This window comes from Arthrobacter sp. FW306-2-2C-D06B, assembly GCF_021789175.1.
Classification (GTDB): domain Bacteria; phylum Actinomycetota; class Actinomycetes; order Actinomycetales; family Micrococcaceae; genus Arthrobacter.
This window is the reverse complement of the sequence record NZ_CP084560.1, coordinates 608,394-627,745: the sequence shown is the minus strand read 5'-3', so window position 1 is coordinate 627,745 and position 19,352 is coordinate 608,394. Positions and strand designations below refer to the sequence as shown.

Annotated in this window: 12 protein-coding genes and 2 tRNA genes; 9 read left to right on the top strand and 5 right to left on the bottom strand. The window is 63.7% G+C overall.

What is annotated here, in order from left to right:
- Positions 1-40: 40 nt before the first annotated feature.
- From LFT47_RS03135 to LFT47_RS03125, 3 genes are all read left to right on the top strand, one after another.
- Positions 41-2,302: a prolyl oligopeptidase family serine peptidase gene (locus tag LFT47_RS03135; protein WP_236815133.1), complete on the top strand. Its 2,262-nt coding sequence runs from the start codon at positions 41-43 to the stop codon at positions 2,300-2,302.
- Positions 2,303-2,432: 130 nt separating this feature from the next.
- Positions 2,433-2,520, top strand: a tRNA-Ser gene (locus LFT47_RS03130).
- Positions 2,521-2,690: 170 nt separating this feature from the next.
- The gene (locus LFT47_RS03125; protein ID WP_236815131.1) at positions 2,691-3,773 is read left to right on the top strand and encodes a hypothetical protein; all 1,083 of its coding nucleotides are present in this window, start codon (positions 2,691-2,693) and stop codon (positions 3,771-3,773) included.
- Positions 3,774-3,861: 88 nt separating this feature from the next.
- Here the strand turns inward: LFT47_RS03125 and LFT47_RS03120 are convergent, their stop codons facing one another.
- Positions 3,862-5,301 carry an MFS transporter gene (locus LFT47_RS03120; protein WP_236815129.1) on the bottom strand — a complete coding sequence of 480 codons (1,440 nt, stop codon included), beginning with the start codon at positions 5,299-5,301 and terminating at the stop codon, positions 3,862-3,864.
- Positions 5,298-7,469 carry a RecQ family ATP-dependent DNA helicase gene (locus LFT47_RS03115; protein ID WP_236815127.1) on the bottom strand — a complete coding sequence of 724 codons (2,172 nt, stop codon included), beginning with the start codon at positions 7,467-7,469 and terminating at the stop codon, positions 5,298-5,300. Before LFT47_RS03115 ends, LFT47_RS03120 begins: the two co-directional genes overlap by 4 nt.
- 124 nt (positions 7,470-7,593) lie before the next feature.
- On the opposite strand from LFT47_RS03115, the gene LFT47_RS03110 reads away from it, so the two are divergent.
- The 3 genes from LFT47_RS03110 to LFT47_RS03100 are packed head-to-tail and all read left to right on the top strand — an operon-like array spanning position 7,594 to position 9,966.
- Positions 7,594-9,012 carry a phosphomannomutase/phosphoglucomutase gene (locus tag LFT47_RS03110; protein WP_236815111.1) on the top strand — a complete coding sequence of 473 codons (1,419 nt, stop codon included), beginning with the start codon at positions 7,594-7,596 and terminating at the stop codon, positions 9,010-9,012.
- A gap of 27 nt (positions 9,013-9,039) precedes the next feature.
- Positions 9,040-9,492, top strand: coding sequence for a hypothetical protein (locus tag LFT47_RS03105; protein ID WP_236815109.1), 453 nt, complete (start codon positions 9,040-9,042; stop codon positions 9,490-9,492).
- Positions 9,493-9,516: 24 nt separating this feature from the next.
- Positions 9,517-9,966, top strand: coding sequence for an RrF2 family transcriptional regulator (locus LFT47_RS03100; RefSeq protein ID WP_236815107.1), 450 nt, complete (start codon positions 9,517-9,519; stop codon positions 9,964-9,966).
- Positions 9,967-10,180: 214 nt separating this feature from the next.
- Here the strand turns inward: LFT47_RS03100 and LFT47_RS03095 are convergent, their stop codons facing one another.
- The gene (locus tag LFT47_RS03095; protein WP_236815105.1) at positions 10,181-12,625 is read right to left on the bottom strand and encodes a PEP/pyruvate-binding domain-containing protein; all 2,445 of its coding nucleotides are present in this window, start codon (positions 12,623-12,625) and stop codon (positions 10,181-10,183) included.
- Between the two features lie 281 nt (positions 12,626-12,906).
- Entirely contained in the window at positions 12,907-14,733 is a 1,827-nt protein-coding gene (locus tag LFT47_RS03090; protein WP_236815103.1) for a phosphoenolpyruvate carboxykinase (GTP), read from the bottom strand.
- Positions 14,734-15,016: 283 nt separating this feature from the next.
- Between LFT47_RS03090 and LFT47_RS03085 the strand changes: the two genes are divergently transcribed.
- A tRNA-Arg gene (locus LFT47_RS03085) sits at positions 15,017-15,090 on the top strand.
- 466 nt (positions 15,091-15,556) lie between these two features.
- On the opposite strand, the gene LFT47_RS03080 is transcribed toward LFT47_RS03085, so the two are convergent.
- The gene (locus LFT47_RS03080) at positions 15,557-16,285 is read right to left on the bottom strand and encodes a FadR/GntR family transcriptional regulator (protein WP_236815100.1); all 729 of its coding nucleotides are present in this window, start codon (positions 16,283-16,285) and stop codon (positions 15,557-15,559) included.
- A gap of 362 nt (positions 16,286-16,647) precedes the next feature.
- On the opposite strand from LFT47_RS03080, the gene LFT47_RS03075 reads away from it, so the two are divergent.
- Both LFT47_RS03075 and LFT47_RS03070 read left to right on the top strand, forming a co-directional pair.
- Positions 16,648-18,288 (top strand): ABC transporter substrate-binding protein, encoded by a 1,641-nt coding sequence (locus LFT47_RS03075; RefSeq protein ID WP_236815098.1) that lies wholly within the window; start codon positions 16,648-16,650, stop codon positions 18,286-18,288.
- Positions 18,289-18,445: 157 nt separating this feature from the next.
- The gene (locus tag LFT47_RS03070; protein WP_236818290.1) at positions 18,446-19,351 is read left to right on the top strand and encodes an ABC transporter permease; all 906 of its coding nucleotides are present in this window, start codon (positions 18,446-18,448) and stop codon (positions 19,349-19,351) included.
- Position 19,352: the final 1 nt, after the last annotated feature.

Below are 19,352 nucleotides of genomic sequence, written 5' to 3'. Positions count from 1 at the left end.
TGACTTGCTTCCTTCTCAGACAGTCACCCTAGGATGAGGGATGACCACCACAGCAGCTGATCAAGCGCCCGCGCCCGACAACGAAACTGCCCAGGAAACCGCAACCGCCCCCGAGCCTGTCGACGAGAATATCTGGCTTGAAGACATTCACGGCGAGGAACAGCTGGCCTGGGTGCGGGAGCAAAATGCCCGCACCGAAGACTTGCTCGACGACGCCGACTACGCCGCCCTGGAAGCCGGAATCCTGGAGGTTCTGGACTCCACGGACAGGATCGCCATGGTCAACAAGCGTGGCGAGCACTATTACAACTTCTGGAAAGACCAGCAGAACCCCAAGGGCCTCTGGCGCCGGACCACATGGGAAAGCTACCTCAGCGATGCCCCGGAATGGGACGTGCTGCTCGACATCGACGAACTGGCCGCCGCTGAAGGCGAAGAATGGGTTTTCCACGGCGCCAACTTCCTGCGCCCGGCCGAAGGCGAACCGCACCGCCTCGCCATCATCGCCCTCTCCCCCGACGGCGGTGACGCCAACCGCCACCGCGAGTTCGACGTCGAGACCCGCACCTTCGTGGACCCTGCCACGGGCGGTTTCGACCTCCCGACCGCGAAGGGCAACGTGAGCTGGCTCGACGCCGATACCCTGCTGGTTGCCACCACTGCCGACGGCCTGCCGAAGACCAGCTCGTCCTACTCGCGCACCGGGGTGAAGCTCCGTCGAGGCCAATCCCTGATTGAAGCCGAACGGATTTTCGAGATCCCCGAAGACCACATGATGGCCCTCGTCGCCCACGACTCCACCCCCGGTTTCGAACGCACGTTCGCGGTCGACTGGATCGACTTCTTCAACCGGACCACTTCCGTGCTGCATGGTGACGCGTGGCTCGCCATCGATGTCCCCACCGACGTCAACCTCAGTTCCCACCGCGAATGGCTCATGTTCCGTCCGCGGCAGGACTGGAACGTGGACGGAACCACCTATCCCGCCGGGTCTCTGCTGGCCGCCGACTTTGAGGGTTATCTGTCCGGGGCCCGCGACTTCACGGTGCTTTTCACCCCGGATGAGCACACGTCCCTCCAGTCGTGGAGTTGGACCCGGAACTACCTCCTCCTGAACCTGCTGCATGACGTCTCTTCCGAAATCAGGGCGCTCGACCCTGCCCGCAAGGACTCCGCGGGCGGGTGGGCCTCGACGTTGTTGGATGCGTGCCCGCCGCTGCACGATGTGAACGCCTACGCCGTCGACGACGAGGACGAAGCAGAAGGCGACGACGCCGGCAACGACTACTGGCTCGTGGCAACGGGCTTCACTACCCCCACCACGCTCATGCGCGGCACTTTGTCCCCCGGGATCGCGAGCTACACGCTCGACGCAGGCCATGACGGCGGAGTGGCCAGCACCCACGCGGTGGTGAAGTCCTCGCCGTCGTTCTTCAACGAGGAGGACTACGAGGTCCAGCAGCACTTCGCCACCTCGGCAGACGGCACCCGCGTGCCCTATTTCCAAGTGGCGTCCAAAGATCTTGACCTCGACGGCGAGAACCCCACGCAGCTCTCGGGCTACGGCGGGTTCGAAGTCTCTAGGACGCCGGCCTACAGCGGAGCCATCGGGCGCGCCTGGCTGGAACGCCGGACCGAAAGCATCCCGTCCGAAGACGGCTCCGCGGCACATTCACGTGGCGGCGTCTACGTCGTGGCCAACATCCGCGGGGGCGGCGAGTACGGTCCCGCTTGGCACCGCGCAGCCTTGCAGGCGAATCGACACCGCGCGTTCGAGGACTTCGCCGCCGTGGCGCGGCACCTCATTTCGCGGGGCGTCACGAGTCCGCGGCGGCTCGGCTGCGTGGGCGGCTCCAACGGCGGACTACTGGTGGGCAACATGCTGACCCAGTACCCGGAGCTGTTCGGAGCCGTCTCCTGCGGCGTCCCGTTGCTGGACATGCGCCGCTACACCAAGCTTTCGGCCGGTTACTCCTGGATTGCCGAGTACGGCGACCCCGATGTCCCTGAACAGTGGGAGTACATCCGCACCTTCTCGCCGTACCACCTGTTGCGCGACGGCGTGGAGTACCCAGAGACGTTCATCTGGACGGCCACCTCCGATGACCGTGTAGGCCCGGTCCAGGCGCGGAAAATGGCAGCCCGGATGCAGGCAATGGGCATCCCCAACGTGTGGTTCCGCGAGGCAGTTGAAGGCGGTCACGCGGGAGCCTCGGACAACCGCCAGGCGGCCTCGCTCCAAGCCCGCAGCCAGCACTTCCTGTGGCGGGCGCTTGCGGGCAAGGAGGGCTCGGGGCACTAGCGCCCTTCACGACGGAGCGCACGACGGCGGCCCGCGCCAGCTCCGACAGGCGGCGGTGCGGCGCCCCGCGCCCCCGTTTTGCGCTGGGTGCCCAGTTCTGCGTATCCTTGGTTGGCTAGCAATAGCAACTGGAGACGTGCCAGAGCGGCCGAATGGGCTTCACTGCTAATGAAGTGTGGGGCACAACTCCACCGGGGGTTCAAATCCCCCCGTCTCCGCGTTTTGGCCCCGGTCCCTGACCGGGGCCTTTTGCGTCCCCGGGTCTTTTGCGTTCCGGGGCCTTTTGCGGCGAAACCTGGCGGGGAAGATTCATGTCTCCGACTCTTTGAATTCAGCTCGCGCCAATAACCTCGTCCGGGTAACGGAGACCAACGACGAGGAGAGATTCATGCGTTCAATGACGAGATTCGCGATCGCAACGGTTGGAGCCGTCGTGCTGTCAACCACGTTGCTCATGTCGCCTGCGGTGGCGGCGGACGACGGCGGCAACTCAGGACAAAGCGGCTCTAACGGCAACGGACACCAAGGCAATACCGAGAGCTTCAGCTTCGGCGTGATCGGCGACGTGCCCTACGGTAACGCCGAGATCCAGGCCTTCCCGTCCTACATTCAGGACCTGAACGCGCACAAGGAACTGAGTTTTGTAGCACACGTGGGCGATATCAAAAATGGATCCTCCCAGTGCACGGACCAGTACTTCGAAGCGATCAAGAAGAACTTTGACAGCTTTACCGCCCCGCTCGTCTACACCCCGGGCGACAACGAATGGACTGACTGCCACCGAACGAACAACGGCGCCTACAACCCCCTGGAAAGACTGGCCAAGGTCCGGGAAGTCTTCTTCCCGAAGCCCGGCGTCACGCTTGGTTCGCCGATGCAGGTGAAGTCACAGGCAAAGGAAGGCTTCCCGGAGAACGTCAGCTTCCGCAAGCATGAGGTCGCCTTCACTGCCGTCAACATTCCCGGCAGCAATAACTCGATGCTGCCGTGGACCGGACTTGGCCAGACCCAGCCCACCGCCGCCCAGCTTAACGAGGTGCAGCAGAGGACCGAAGCTGACATCCAGGAATTGAGGGACACCTTCCGCAAGGCACGGAACAACGGTGACCGGGCCGTCGTCGTGATGACGCAGGCGGACATGTTCGACCCGACAGTCGCGGCCCCTTCCCAGGCGGATTTTGGTGCTTTCAAGCCCCTGGTGCAGACCTTGATCGAGGAGTCGAACGCGTTCGGCGGCCCGGTCTATCTGATCAACGGTGACAGCCACGTGTACAACCAGGACCACCCCCTCGCGGCCGGCTCCACGTGGCTGTCTTTTTACGGCCAGGCCACAGCAGCGAAGAACCTGACGCGAATCACCGTGGATGGATCCAACAATGCCAAGGACTGGCTCAAGGTCACGGTCAACCCGGAGGATGCAACGAGCGTCATGTCGTTCGACCGGATCCCGTTCACGCACCCGGCCTCGTAGCTAAAGCAATCCCGGCAGGACGCCGGGCAGCCAAAAGTCGCCGGAATCTCCGTGGTGGGGGTTCCGGCGACTGGCGTCTCCAAGCACCCTAGCCCCGTCGTTTCTCCGGTTTGCCCACAACACTACGACTGACTTCAGCTCCGGCGTTCCGGTGCAGCGTGAGGCTGTCCACTGTGCTCAAGAGCATCACAGCAGCCATGGCGAGGAAGGCACCACGGTACGCCGAGGAAGGGCCGTCGCCGAAGAGCGACACATGGTCGAAGAGACGCAGGAAGAGCGCACCCACGGCAATGCCGCCACCCGCGGCCAGTTGCACCAGCGTAGCTGACACAGCGTTGGCCGAGGGAAGCTCCCCGGGGACGATATCCGCATACTGCACGGAGGCGTACGCCGAGAATCCGATCGAGCGGAAGGCCCCGCTGGCCAGGAGCAAGACAAAAATCAACGGCTCCGGGGTCCCTGCGTTGAGCGCTGCACAAGAGGCAAAGGTGACGGCCGAGGCGAAAGAGGCGAGGACCAACACGGGTTTGAAACCGAACCGCCGAATGATCGGCGTCGTGGCGGGCTTGATCCCGATGTTGCCGATGAACACCGCGGCCACCATGGCCCCGGATTTGAGTGGATCCCAGCCAAAGCCGTCCTGGAACAACAGCGGCAGCAGAAAAGGCACCGAGCTGATGGTCAGGCGATAGACGAACCCTCCGGTGGAGGTGGCCCGGAACGTTCGCGTGGCGAAAACCCGGAGATCGAAGAGCGGAGCCTTGGCTTTGAGCATCCACCAGGCCGCTCCGGCCAAGGCCAGTGCTCCGGCCAGCAGCACGGCGGCCGGGACCGCGCCCGCGCCGTGACCACCAACTCCTTCAAGGCCCACCACAAGCGATCCGACGCCGAAGGTGGTGAGCATGAGCCCCACCCAGTCGAGCCGCCGGGCAGCATCGCCTCCCGTTCGCGGAACCAGCCTAAGGGCTGCGATGAACGCAGCAAGCCCCAGCGGTACGTTGATCAGGAAGATCCAGTGCCAGGAAAGATAGGTAGTGAAGGCTCCGCCCACAAGCGGCGCCAAAACGGGGGCAAGCAACCCGGGCCACACAAGGAATGCGGTAGCTCGAAGGAGCTCAGACTTGGGTGTGCCCCGCAGCACTACGAGAGTTCCCACCGGCACCATCATGGCCCCGCCGGCCCCCTGCGCCACCCGGCTCAAGGTCAGCAGGGTGAGGTCCTGGCTGGCCGCGCACAACAGTGACGCAACGGTGAACACGGCGATCGCCAGGCAGAAGATCCGGCGTGCACCGAAGCGTTCCGCGAGCCAGCTGCTGAGCGGAATTCCCATGGCGACAGTCACCAGGTAGGCAGTCATCGTGATGTTGACGTCGGCCGAGGCCACTTTGAAGTCGGCCGCGATGCTCGGCATGGCGGTTGTAAGGACTGTCCCGTCAAGGAACTCCATGAAGAAGGTGGCGGCAACGAGCAAAGCGAGCCGTGGCTGCCACTTGGATTCGGACTGGACGTCCGGGACTGCGCCGGTCACGCTGCTTGACCGAGGACGAGTGGCAACACCGATCCTGCCCCGGCCTGCCTGAGTGCACGGCCTGCAACGGTCATTGTCCAGCGGCTGTCCGCCAGGTCGTCGACCAGGAGGATGCCTTGACCGCCCAGCGACGCAAGGTTCTGTCCAAGTTCAGGGCCCACCACGAGGCGCTCCCAGACGCCGGCGAGCCGATAGGCGCTGTTGCCACCGCGCCCGCCCGTGGGTCCGCCGTGCTGGAGTTGAAGGGAACCGAGATACGGCATCTGGCCGATTCCGGCTATGCCGCGGGCCAAGGATTCGACCAGCGCCGGCTTGTTCCTAGAGGGGATGCTCACAACGGCCGCCGGGCGCCCTTCGCCGCTCCACCCCGGGGATCGGACGTCTCCGGCAGACCATTCGCGCAAGAGCTGCACGCAGGCCTGCAACATGGCAGGTTCAACCTCGCGGTCAGCGGCACCGGCCGCAAAGAGCTCACGGAGGGCACCACCCCAGCCGAGGTCGGTCAGGCGGGCCAGCACGCGGCCTTCGGCCAGCAACTCCTCCGGTTTGATCTTGCCTTTCACTGTCACGCCGAGCCGATCCATGCCACTGGGCCATTGAAGCCGTGGTTCCAGTGCAAGACCCGCGCGCCGAAGGGTCTGCCCGGCGGCGTCGGCGGCCGCTGCTGCCACGTCGGCCGGGAACCACTTGCCGGCGCAATTGTCGCAACGGCCGCATGCACGTGCGGATTCGTCGTCCAGGACCGCAGTGATGTATTCCATGCGGCATCCGGCGGTGTCCTGGTAAATCACCATGGAATCCTGCTCGTCCACCCGGGCCTCGGCGATGCGGGCGTAGCGATCGGCGTCGTAAATCCACGGACGTCCTGTCGACCTCCACCCACCGCCCACGCGCTCCACCGCTCCATCCACGGCGAGGACCTTCAGCAGGAGTTCCAAAGGCGTCCGTCGCAGGTCCACCCGCGCTTCGAGGGCCACCGTGGACAAGGCAGAGCCTGATTCGCCCAAGACATTGAGGACTGCTGCGGCCTTTTCCTCCGAGGGCATTGAAGCGGTCGCAAAGTACTGCCAGATCTCGCGGTCCTCGGAACCGGGCAGGAGGAGCACATCGGCATTTGCGGCGCCACGGCCGGCACGGCCAACTTGCTGGTAGTAAGCCACGGGCGATGACGGGGCACCAAGGTGGATGACGAACCCGAGATCCGGCTTATCGAAGCCCATGCCAAGCGCCGAAGTGGCAACCAGCGCCTTCACTTGGTTGTCCTTGAGGAGTTGCTCGGCACGTTCGCGATCCGCGGGATCCGTCCTCCCGGTGTAGGACAAGACGTTGTGGCCTGCCTCGGAGAGCAGCCGGGCGGTGTCTTCAGCTGCAGAAACGGTCAGGGTGTAGATGATTCCGCTGCCTGGCATGTTTGCAAGATGGGTCAGCAACCAGCCAAGGCGATCCCGCGAGTCGGCGAGTTTCAAGACACCCAGCCGCAAGGACTCCCGGCCAAGCTCCCCGCGGATGGTCAGCACTCCGGCGCCGAGCTGTTCTTCGATGTCATGGACCACCCGGGAGTTGGCCGTGGCCGTGGTGGCCAACACGGGAACACTGCCGGGCAGTTGCTCGATGAGATCGGAGATGCGCCGATAGTCGGGACGGAAATCGTGCCCCCAGTCCGAAATACAGTGTGCCTCGTCAATCACCAGGAGACCGGTACGGCGGATGAGCTCGGGAAGTTGGTTTTCCCGGAATGAAGGATTGGTGAGCCGCTCCGGAGAAACCAGAAGGACGTCCACCTCGTCCGCGGCCAGTTGCTCGCGGACGTTGTCCCACTCAAGCTGGTTTGCGGAGTTGATCGCTACGGCCCGCACCCCCGCCCGTGCGGCTGCCGCCACCTGGTCGCGCATCAATGCGAGCAGCGGCGAAACGATGAGGGTCGGGCCAGCGCCCCGGCGCCTCAACAACAACGAAGAGACGAAGTAAACAGCCGACTTGCCCCAGCCCGTCCGCTGCACCACCAACGCGCGCCGTCCGGCGTCGACGAGGGCCTCAATCGCCTCATACTGGCCGTCGTGGAATCGGGCGTCCGCATTTCCCACAAGCTCCTTCAGTACTTCAAGGGCCTGCAGCCGGGTGGAGGACTGTTCTGCTGCGAGTAGGGCAGCATCCGGGTTGTTGGGCATGGCTTCAGTATTCCAGCACCCGCAGACAGCCAGAACCCGGGACGTCATCTATGTGGACACGCGTTTTCCACATAGATGACGTCCCGTCGCAGTGACCACCTCGCTCCACAGTAAGATTGAGCGCGTGACTAGCGAGCAGAACAAGACATTTGACCTCTCGGCTTCCTTCAAGGCCTATGACGTCCGGGGAATCGTCGGCGAATCCATCACATCCCACATCGTGGAATCCGTCGGCGCGGCCTTCGTCGACACCCTCGGCCTCGCTGGCCAGACGGTGCTGGTTGGCGGCGACATGCGCCCGTCATCCCCCGAATTCATCAAGGCATTCGCCGACGGCGCCGCCCGCCGCGGAGCCAATGTCCAGCTCCTGGACCTCATCTCCACCGATGAGCTCTACTACGCCTGCGGGGCGCTCAATGCTGCCGGTGCCACGTTCACTGCGAGCCACAACCCGGCCGAATACAACGGCATCAAGATGTCCAAGGCCGGCGCACAGCCGATCTCGTCCGAAACAGGCCTCAAGGAAATCCAGGCACTCGCGGAGAACTACCTCAACAGCGGTAGCATCCCGGCCGCGGAGACCCAAGGCAAGATCAGCACCCGCGATGTCCTGAAGGACTATTCCGAGTACTTGCGCAGCCTGGTTGACCTCAAGGGCTCCCGTCCGCTGAAGATCGTCGTTGACGCCGGAAACGGCATGGCCGGGCTGACCACTCCCGCAGTACTTGGTGACCAGTTGCTTCCTGCCCTGCCGTTCGAGATCGTCCCGCTGTACTTTGAGCTGGACGGCTCTTTCCCGAATCACCCCGCGAATCCGCTTGAGCCCGAAAACCTGCGCGATCTGCAAGCCGCAGTGATCGAACACGGCGCGGATATCGGCCTGGCGTTCGACGGCGACGCGGACCGTTGCTTCGTGATTGACGAGAAGGGCGAACCCGTGTCCCCGTCCGCCATCACCGGAATGGTCGCGCGCCGGGAAATCGCCCGAGCACAGGCCGCGGGTGAAAAGACCCCCGTGATCATCCACAACCTGCTGACCTCGCGGGCAGTCCCGGAGCTCGTGACCGCGGATGGTGGCAGGGCCGTGCGCACTCGTGTGGGGCACTCGTTCATCAAGGCAGTCATGGCCGAAGAAGGAGCCGTCTTCGGCGGCGAACACTCGGCGCATTTCTACTTCCGCGATTTTTGGAACGCGGACACCGGCATGCTCGCGGCCATGCACGTCTTGGCGGCATTGGGCGAGCAGGACGGCCCGCTGTCCGACCTTGGCCGGCAGTACGAGCCTTATGTCTCTTCCGGTGAAATCAATTCCGAAATCGAGGACAAGGCAGGAGCCATCGAGCGGGTCCGCGCCGATTTTGACGGCGAAGACGTCGACGTGGACTACATGGATGGCAGCACCTTCACCGCGAAGGACGGCAGCTGGTGGTTCAATCTTCGTCCGTCCAACACGGAGCCGTTCCTGCGGCTGAACGCCGAGGCGAAGGATGTTGCCACCATGGAAAAGGTACGGGACCGCGTCCTCGCACTGGTCCGGTCCTAGCCGACAACCCCGAAGGCGGGCAACAACATGGATCCCCAGATCAACGGCCTCGAAAACACAGAGGATCACGAACTCCGCGAAGTGCGTGAAACGCTGGGGGCCGCCTTGGCAACGGCGCAGGAACACCTGGAACAAAACGGTGGCTTCCTGCCCTTCGCAGTCACGCTCGCCGAGGACAACGAACTTCGGATCGTCTTCGTAACGCCTGGAGAGCCGGACGACGAGGGAAATGTCGACACAGAGTCGATGCTGGCAGACATCCTCGAATTGCTGCGCCAAGGCCGTGACGAATACCGCGCGGTGGCGATTGCCAACGACGTAATCCTTCCGGAACACGGCTCGGACGGGATTCACGCAGCGGCTGAGCATCGCGGCGGCGGCCTCCTCGCAGCCGTTATCCCTTATGTCCAGACCGCCGAGGGCTTCACCTTTGACAACGCCGAAGCCGACACCAATGAACCCCTCGTATGGGTGGACTAGACCTTACTCCGTAAGCTTGAGGGCATGAAGATCAATGCCTTCGCGGATGTGAGCCTGCGTGCGCTCCTGGTTCTATCGTCCGCGCCCGCAGGTGAACTCCTGACGACCCAGAACATCGCGGACGCCGTGGGGACTCCTTACCACCACGTCAGCAAGGCCATTGTTCGGCTCCGGGAGCTGGGCCTCATCGACGTCGAGCGCGGCCGCAAGGGCGGATCCCGACTCAGCGCCGCCGGGCAGCGAGCCACCGTTGGCCAGGTCCTGCGGAAACTGAATACCAGGCTCGACCCCGCCGAGTGCCAATCCGCCCATGGTGACTGCCCCCTGATCACGGAATGCGGCTTGCGTCATGCCTTGGCGCGCGCGAGGGAAGCCTTCTACCGGGAGCTGGACGACGTCGTCGTCTCCTCCCTCCCGCGCCTGCGGCAAATGGCGCCGGCATTCCAGGCGATCGGGCTACGCCACGGGCTGTAAGCACGGCTTGTAGCAGGGATCTCTGTGCGGACCGCTGCCGTTCATGAAGCACATCCGCAACGAGGCCATCAACGCCGGAATCCCCGCCACGAGAATTCATTACGAGGTCTTCGGACCGGATATCTGGCTCGCCAACTGACTCGCAGTAGTTGTCGTTTAGAGACCCCAAAACGACAACTAATGCTAGCTAGTTGGGTCACGCGGCCCTGGCATCTCAAGGTCTTTCCGCCGCAGCGGCCGGCAGGACAACCCCCAGGGTTCCGTCCACGAGTACTTGCTGCCCGTCGGCCAAGGTGCTGGTACCCGAGCCGGTGCCCATAACGGCCGGAATTCCGTATTCCCTCGCGACGATCGCCGCATGCGAACCGAGCCCGCCGGCGTCCACCACAACCGCGACGGCCCGTTGGAACAACGGCGTCCAAGCGGGATTGGTGTACGGGCAGACGAGGACCTCTCCGCTGCGCAGCCGTCCGAACTCGGCCGGTCCACGGATCACACGGACCGGCCCGGTCGCTCGGCCGCGGCTCGCTGCCGTGCCGGAGACGAGGACTCCTTCCACTTGGCGGCCCTGGCGACCTCGAGCAAAGAGCAAAGCCGGATCGAGCAGCGGGATGCCGTCGAGCCCGCGCCGCTTTGCCGCGCGAGCGAGTACCAGCGGCCGGAAACGGTCACGGAGTGAAGCCGGCAGCGCGCCGTCGTCGTTGTCTGTAATGGACTCCAATTCCTCGAACCGCAGGTGATAGATCTCGTCGGGCTCATCGATCACGCCGGCCATCACCAGTCGGCGGCCAAGCTCCCGGTAGGCCCGTCGGATCGGCGGGATGGCTTTGGTGGCGTAGAAGTGGCTGTCCTCGCGGAACGCCATTCCGGCTTGGGCGGACTCGACGGCGGCGAGCACCCTCCGCCGCAGCGGTTCGAAGCGGAGAGCCGGATGGCGCTTCAATTCCGCAAGCGCAATCCCGCCATGGTCAACTGTTGGGGGCCGCTCTCCGGACAAGGCCTTCACAAGGCCAAGAACCACCTCGGGGGCATCGGACCACGTGGGCGAACTGCTGAGGACAACACTCGTGGTTTCGCGGTGGCCGTACTCACGCTGGAACGCCTCGAACGCCTCGCGGAAAGCGCGATGTTCGGCCTCATTTTCCACCGACTCCAGGAGCTCACGGGGTCCTGAATCACGTAACGCGCGGGAAAGCCCGGGATCGTCCGCCGCGATGGAAGCCAGCCGTTCAAGGGCCCGGTTCGCTTGGCTCGTCCGGGTTTCCGCCCCCGCGATCAGCGCAGGCGCAAGCTTTGTCTTGCCCAGGAACAAGAGCATGAAACGCATTTTCAGCACCGGCACCGGAATGCCGGGCAGGTAGGAGACCCTTAAGTCCGTGATGCCCTGCATCGCCGCGAAACATTCCCGGGCAAATGCCACGACTGCACGCCACCGCAGGAGACCGAGGTCCTTGCGGTTCAGCCGTTCAATGTTGTCGATGAACGAGGAGAAGCGTGGATCCCGGGTCCAGTCGGCGGCTTTGAACCGTCTCGCCCGGCGCAACAAGGAAGCCGGCGCGGCAAGCGTTCGGATCGTCGGGCGCGGCACTGGCGGGATGAGCTGAACCACCACCCCGTCTTCCTCCGGCAGTAACTCCTCCACTGCAGGGAAGACCACGCCTACGCTCCCGGCCATGCCGTGCAACATGGCGAGAATTCCCCGACTCATCCAGCCGGATACGTCCAAGGGATAGGGCCGCTCCTGGAACATCTCGATGAAAAACGGTCCCACCCGACGTTGGACCGCGTTGAGGACGGGCGGTTGGGGCGGGAGAGCGGTCATCGGCCGTGACTGCACTACGTACAGCCTTCCGCCGGCGGCCACCCATTCGATGTCCTGAGGGCGGCCGAAATGCTGCTGGGCTTTGTTTCCCAGCATGGCCAATTCCGCCAATTCCTCCGCCGCGAGCCCTGGTTTCGTGCTTTGCTTACCGGAGCTTTCTTGCGTGCCGCCGCCCACGGCAGCGCTGATCACCACCTCGCGGCCACCGGGCGTGAAACTCAGCACTTTTCCTGAGGAGTCCAGGACATAGTGCTCCGGAGTCACCCGCCCGGAGACCACAGCCTCCCCCAGGCCGGGGTTAGCGTCCACCACCATCTCGCCGCGTTCGCCCGTGACCGGGTTCGCAGTGAATAGGACGCCCGCCATGGCGGCCGGAACCATTTTTTGCACGACGACGGCGATCGCCACCTCGTGCGGATCGATCCCCTGCCGTCGGCGATAGGAAATGGCCCGGTCCGTCCACAACGACGCCCAGCAGTTGGCGACTGCCTGGACTACATCCTCCCCGCCCAGCACGTTGAGATAGGTGTCCTGCTGACCGGCGAACGCGGCTCCCGGAAGATCTTCCGCCGTGGCACTGGACCGGACCGCGACAGCCCCGCCGCCCAGCTTCGCATAGGCATCGAGGATCTCCTGCCGCAGCCGGCCCGGCATTTCCGCCCCGGCGAAGAGGGCGCGGAGTGCGGCACCGCGGGTGCCGTCGCCGCCGTCGGGCGCACCGCCGTCGGGAGCTTCTTCGGGCACGACGGACAGAAAGCCTCCCAGTGCTGCCCCGACGTTCGCTTCAGCCAGAAAAGACAAGTACGCGCCCGTGGTGATAATAAATCCAGGCGGCACTGGAAATCCTTGACGCGCCATTTCCCCCAGCGCGGCACCTTTTCCACCGGCAACGGCGACATCCCCGACGCCGAAATCAGCCAAGGGCGCGGTTGACGCTTTTGCGTGCCGCTGGGAATCGGCCATGGTCCGGACCCCCGGAATTAGAGAACTGCTGGTTCTCTAAAAGCTACTCACGCGCCAATCGCGGCACAATGCTCGGCGACGGCAGTTCCAAGATGCAGAAACGCCGACGGTCCCGCACCGAAGTGCGGGACCGTCGGCGTAAGCAGTCGGGCGGTCTAGGCCAGGCGGGCCTTCAGACCGTCGAGCTCCGAGATCAGCGCAGCCGGCAGGGAACCGCCGAACTTTGCGTACCATTCCTCGATCGATGCCAGTTCGGTCTTCCACTCGGAGGCGTCGACGCGAACTGCGGCTTCCACCTCGGCGGGGGTCATGTCCAGGCCTTCGAGATCGATGGACTCGCCGGTGGGCACGAAGCCGATGGGAGTCTCGACGGCGTCGGCCTTGCCTTCGATCCGCTCGATGGCCCACTTGAGGACCCGGGCGTTGTCGCCGAAGCCAGGCCAGGCGAAGCCACCCTCGGCAGTGCGGCGGAACCAGTTGACCAGGAAGATCTTGGGCAGCCGCTCCGGGCTGGCCTTGGCGGACAGGTTGACCCAGTGGTTCAGGTAGTCACCTGCGTCGTAGCCGATGAACGGCAGCATGGCCATGGGATCGCGACGCACGACGCCGACGGCACCGGCCGCAGCAGCCGTGGTCTCGGAGGACAACGTGGAACCCATGAAGATTCCGTTGGACCAGTCGCGGGCCTCGGTGACCAGCGGGATGGTGGTCTTGCGGCGCCCGCCGAAGAGGATCGCGGAGAGTTCCACGCCGTCAGGGCTGAAGTACTCCTCGGCCAGCATGTCGATCTGGTCGATCGGGGTGCAGAAGCGGGAGTTCGGGTGTGCAGCAGGCTTGTCGGACTCAGGAGTCCAGGAGTTGCCCTGCCAATCGGTCAGGTGTGCCGGAGTTTCCTCCGTCATGCCTTCCCACCAGACACCGCCGTCGTCGGTCAGGGCAACGTTGGTGAAGATGCTGTTGCCCTTGGCGATGGCGCGCATGGCGTTGGGGTTGGTGCCCCAACCGGTGCCGGGAGCGACGCCGAACAGGCCGGCCTCGGGATTGACGGCGCGGAGCTCGCCTTCCTTGCCGAAGCGCATCCAGGTGATGTCGTCGCCGAGGGTCTCGACCTTCCAGCCCTTGATGGTGGGGTCGAGCAGCGCGAGGTTGGTCTTGCCGCAAGCGGAGGGGAACGCCGCAGAGATGTAGTAGGTCTTCTGCTCAGGCGATGTCAGCTTCAGGATGAGCATGTGCTCGGCCAGCCAGCCTTCGTCGCGTGCCATGACGGACGCGATGCGCAGGGCGTAGCACTTCTTGCCGAGGAGGGCGTTGCCGCCGTAACCCGAGCCGTAGGACCAAATCGAGCGCTCTTCCGGGAAGTGCACGATCCATTTGTCGGGGTTGCAGGGCCACGCGACGTCGGCCTGACCGGCTTCCAATGGAGCGCCCAGGGAGTGCAACGCGGGGACGAAGAAAGCGTCGGTCTGCGTTATGCGCTCAAGGACGTCCGTACCAATGCGGGCCATGATGCGCATCGAGGCAACAACGTAGGCGGAGTCGGTGATCTCGACGCCGAACTTCGGATCTTCGGCATCCAAGTGGCCCATGACGAACGGAATGACGTACATGGTGCGGCCGCGCATGGAGCCGGCGAACAGCCCCCGCAGCTTCTGCTTCATCTCGGCCGGGGCCATCCAGTTGTTGGTGAAGCCGGCGTCGTGTTCCTTCTCGGAGCAGATGAAGGTCTGCTCTTCCACACGGGCTACGTCCGCGGGATCGGAGAATGCGGCGAAAGAGTTGGGGAAGAGTTCTTGGTTCAGCCTCTTCAGGGTGCCGGCCGCGACAAGTTCGTCGGTCAGCTTCTTGTTTTCAGCTTCGCTACCGTCAACCCAGTGGATGCGGTCCGGCTGTGTCAGCTCGGCTACTTCCTCCACCCAGGCCAACAGGCGTGCATGCGTAGTAGGTGCCTTCTCAAGCAGCGGCAGTCGCGCCAGATCGCCCATCGTGGTTCCCTTCCTCGGGTTCAGTGGTGTGTCCTAAATGCTAGGGGTCGCGGAGTAGACCAATCTGGGTTCGGACATGGGATCTCTTGACCATTTCGGAGCAAAACCCCTAAAAATCAAGGATCCGCGTCACCGATCCGCCAAATTTAGTGACTAAGGTCACATAGACCGGTCTAGTTAGGCAGATTACACCGCATCGATTTGGCACCAACAGGGATCTCGCGTAAAGTTTATTGAGGTTCGAGGGGGGCACGAGTTTGAAACTCCCGAGAATCACCAAGATGCGCCCATAGCTCAGCTGGATAGAGCGTCTGTCTACGGAACAGAAGGCCGGGGGTTCGAATCCCTCTGGGCGCACAAATGAAGACCCGCACCGGATCCGGTGCGGGTCTTTTTTCGTTAAATTTCGGGCCCGGGTTTGCCCTGGCCGTGGCGGCGCCTCGATGGCTGGCCGCAGAGTCCTCCCCATGTTTGCCGCGCCAAGGGCACCAAATGACGAGACTCGCCGTGTCGCAAACGCTTTCCCAAACCAAAGATGGGGACGATGGTGCGGTCGCCATGGCCCGACTGCGGCTCGCCCAGGTGGACGCCAGTGCGAGCACGTTCGGTTCTGCTGGATCAGTGGCGCTCCCAGGGGTCGGCACCCCCGGAATCGCGCGGCCGGGAACCTTCGGCAAGGGGAATGATCCAGCAGAATCCGACGCCCAGCGTCGAGCAGGGACTGGGCGGCAACGGGTGGTACGCGGTCGGCAGCGCAAAGGCAAGGGCCGCCGTCGTACTTTCATGAAGTACGACGGCGGCCCTTGCGCTTGGGTGCCCGGCCTCAGACTGCGACGGCCTCGCCGATGCGGCGGCGGATTCCGTCGAAGTGACGGTTGAGCAGTTCGGCAGCCGCGGTCTTGTCCCCGGTGGCGACGGCGGTGTAGATGCTTCGGTGCATGGCCGCGGTAGCTACAAGATCTTCGTTGTCGGAACCGATCTCCACATGGATCTTCCGGTAGACCTTCCAGAAAACGCCCATGAGGTTGATGAGGAGCTCGTTGTTCAGCGGCTCGAACAGCCGGCGGTGGAACTCGGCGTCGGCGGCTACGAAGTTCTCCCCAGCGTGCGCGAGCTCCTCCATCTGCTTGACGGCCTCTTCGATCAAGGCGAGCTGCTCGGCAGTCATCACGTCCATGGAGGAGCCGATCAGCCCCGACTCGAGGGCCTGGCGCACGTCCACGAGTTGCAGTGCCTCGAGCCCTTGGTGGCGCAGCGACAAGCGGCCCCGGAACGTCAGGCCGTCCGCGAGCGCCTCGAAGTTGCTGGGGGCGACGAACATGCCAAAGCCATGGCGGATCTCGATGACACCCAGGGCCTGCAGCACTTTCAGGGATTCGCGCAGGGTGTTGCGCCCTACCCCCAGAGCCACGGAGAGTTCATTTTCCGTGGGCAAGGGATCGCCCGCTTCGAGCTCGCGCTCGAGGATCAACTCCATAATGTCCGACTGGAGGGCCCTGAGCCGGGCCTGTGCGCTGAACCGCGCCTGCGGAACGACACCGGAAGTGGTCATGGCTCTCCTTGCAAAAAGTACTCATCCTCGGCCGGACCCTTTCAGGACCGGGACAAGGAATCAGTGCAGTGTTAACGTTGAGGTGAGCCTAGCGCCCACCGTGGATATAGTGCTTCGCAACATACAATATCGGATGTCCCATCTCCTTGATAGATGTTCGCCTTTATTTTTGACCGAGCCCCAGGCTAAACCTCGCAAGGTGAACCCCGGCGCAGCACCCGTCGGGAGCACCCCGCCGGGAGCGTCGCGGCCGCTCCTCGGGTCGCTAGTGATCCAGATCTCGCTTGACGACTTCATGTGACCACCCTTACAGTTTCTTTACGAGCATCGGATGTCCTACATCCGATAACCAGAAAACTTGAATGGTGAGGCATCTTATGAGCAACACGATTAACAACCTGCCGCTGGTCAGCGACGCCAGCCGACGCAACTTCCTCAAGCTGACCGGGGCAATTGGAGCCGCGGCAGCGTTCACGGCCAGCCTGTCCGCATGTGGCGGTCCTGCCTCCACCACCACGGGCGCAGCAAACAACACTGCGACCGTCAACAAGGACCTCACCATCGAAGCGGGCATCTCCTACGCACTGTCAACGGGGTTCGACCCGATGACGTCCTCCGGCGCCACGCCGCAGGCCGCCAATCTGCACGTCTTCGAGGGCCTCGTGGAACTCCACCCGGCCACCCGCGAGCCGTATAACGCGCTGGCAGCGAGCGACCCCAAGAAGGTCAACGACACCACGTACCAAGTGACAATCCGCGACGGTGCCAAGTTCCACAACGGCGCCCCTGTCACCACCGACGATGTTGTCTACTCCTTCACCCGTGTGATGGACCCGGCCAACAAGTCCTTGTTCTCCCAGTTCATTCCGTTCATCAAGGACGTCAAGGCGCTCGATGCCAAGACGGTCGAGTTCTCGCTGAAATACCCCTTCCCGGGCTTCGGACCGCGAATCTCCGTGGTGAAGGTGGTTCCGAAGGCGTTGGCCTCGGCCGATCAGAAGGGATTCGATGCGAAGCCCGTCGGCTCCGGCCCCTACAAGCTGATCTCGGCCGTCAAGGACGACAAGATCGTCTTCGAAGCGTTCGCCGACTACAATGGCCCCAAGCCGGCACTCGCCAAGGGCATGACCTGGCTGCTGCTCTCGGACGCGGCCGCCCGCGTCACGGCAGTCCAGTCGGGCCGCGTCCAGGCGATCGAAGACGTCCCGTACCTGGACATGGACGGACTCAAGTCCAAGACCCGGGTTGAATCCGTGCAGTCCTTCGGCATGCTGTTCCTCATGTTCAATTGCGCCAAGGCCCCGTTCGACAACAAGCTGGTCCGCCAGGCACTCCACTACGGCCTGGACAAGGACGCCATCATCAAGAAGGCATTGTTCGGCAATGCCAAGGCTGCGTCGTCGTACTTCCAGGAGGGCCACCCGGACTACGTCAAGGCCAAGAACGTCTACTCCTACGATCCACAGAAGGCCGCGGACCTCCTCAAGCAGGCCGGCGTGAGCAACCTCGAGTTCGAGCTGCTCACCACGGATACCGCTTGGGTCAAGGACGTTGCCCCGCTGATGCTGGAATCCTGGAACAAGATCCCCGGCGTCAAGGTCACCGCCAAGAACCTGCAGTCGGGTGCGTTGTACTCGGACAGGGTTGGCAAGGCCGACTTCTCGGTCGTGGCGGCCCCGGGCGACCCCTCCGTCTTCGGCAACGACGCAGACCTGCTGTTGAGCTGGTTCTACTCGGGCGCCACCTGGATGGCCAAGCGCGCCTACTGGACCACTCCGGAAAGCGCCACCCTCCAGGGCCTGATGGACAAGGGCTCGCAGGCCGCGGCCGCCGATGCGAAAAAGATCACCGGCCAAATCGTGGATCTCGTCTCGGATGAAGTCCCGCTGTACCCGCTCTTCCACCGCCAGCTCCCCAGCGCTTGGGACGAAAAGAAGCTCTCAGGCTTCAAGCCGCTGCCCACCACGGGACTGTCCTTCATCGGCGTCGGCCGCACCTCCTAGCCACACCCAACCCAACTGACTCGCATTTGTTGTCGTTTAGACGGCTCAAAACGACACTTACTGCGAGTCAGTTGGGCCCCCGCACCAAACGCAACCGGAGAACAAATTGGTCATGATATTGCGTCTGCTTGGACGCAGGCTCGCGGCATTGCCCTTGATGATCCTGGGCATCACGCTGCTGGTCTTCCTCGTCCTTCAAGCAGCCCCTGGCGACCAGGCCAGCTCGGCTCTCGGCGAAGGCGCCAGCGAGGCCGCCAAACAGCAGTACCGCCAGGACAACGGCCTGAACGATCCCCTGTTCGTCCAGTATTTCCACTTCCTGGGCAGGCTCCTGCAACTCGATCTCGGCGTGACCACTCCCCCGTCCAAGTCGGTGGCAAGCATGATCGCCTCAGCCTTCCCGCTGACCCTCCAGCTCACGTTCCTGGGCGTGATCATCGCCGTCGTGCTGTCCTTGGTTTTCGGCATCATCGGGGCTCTTTACCGCGACAAATGGCAGGACCAGCTGGTCCGGATCTTCTCCATCGCGGCGATCGCCACCCCGTCCTTCTGGCTTGGCATCCTGCTCATCCAGTGGTTCGCGCTCGGTGACAACCCGCTGTTTCCCTCGGGTGGAATCGCGACGCCGGAGTCCGGCTTCGGCGGCTGGCTCAACTCGATGGCGCTCCCGGCCCTCGCGCTCGGCATTCCGGTCTCAGCTTCCCTTATCCGCGTTGTCCGCACCTCCATGGTGGAGGAACTGGACCGTGACTACGTCCGGACAGCTATCGGTAATGGCGTCCCCTACCGCGAGGTGGTGTCCCGGAACGTCCTGCGCAACGCGCTCGTGACTCCGGTGACCGTGCTGGGACTCAGGATCGGCTACCTCCTGGGCGGCGCCGTCGTGATTGAAATGATCTTCGCCCTTCCCGGCATGGGCCAGCTGATCCTCAATGGCATCACCAACCTGGACGTCAACCTGGTCCAGGGCGTGGTCCTCACTATCTCGGTCACCTTCGTTCTGGTGAACATCGTGGTGGACCTCCTGTACCTGCTCATCAACCCCCGAATCAGGACGGTATAGC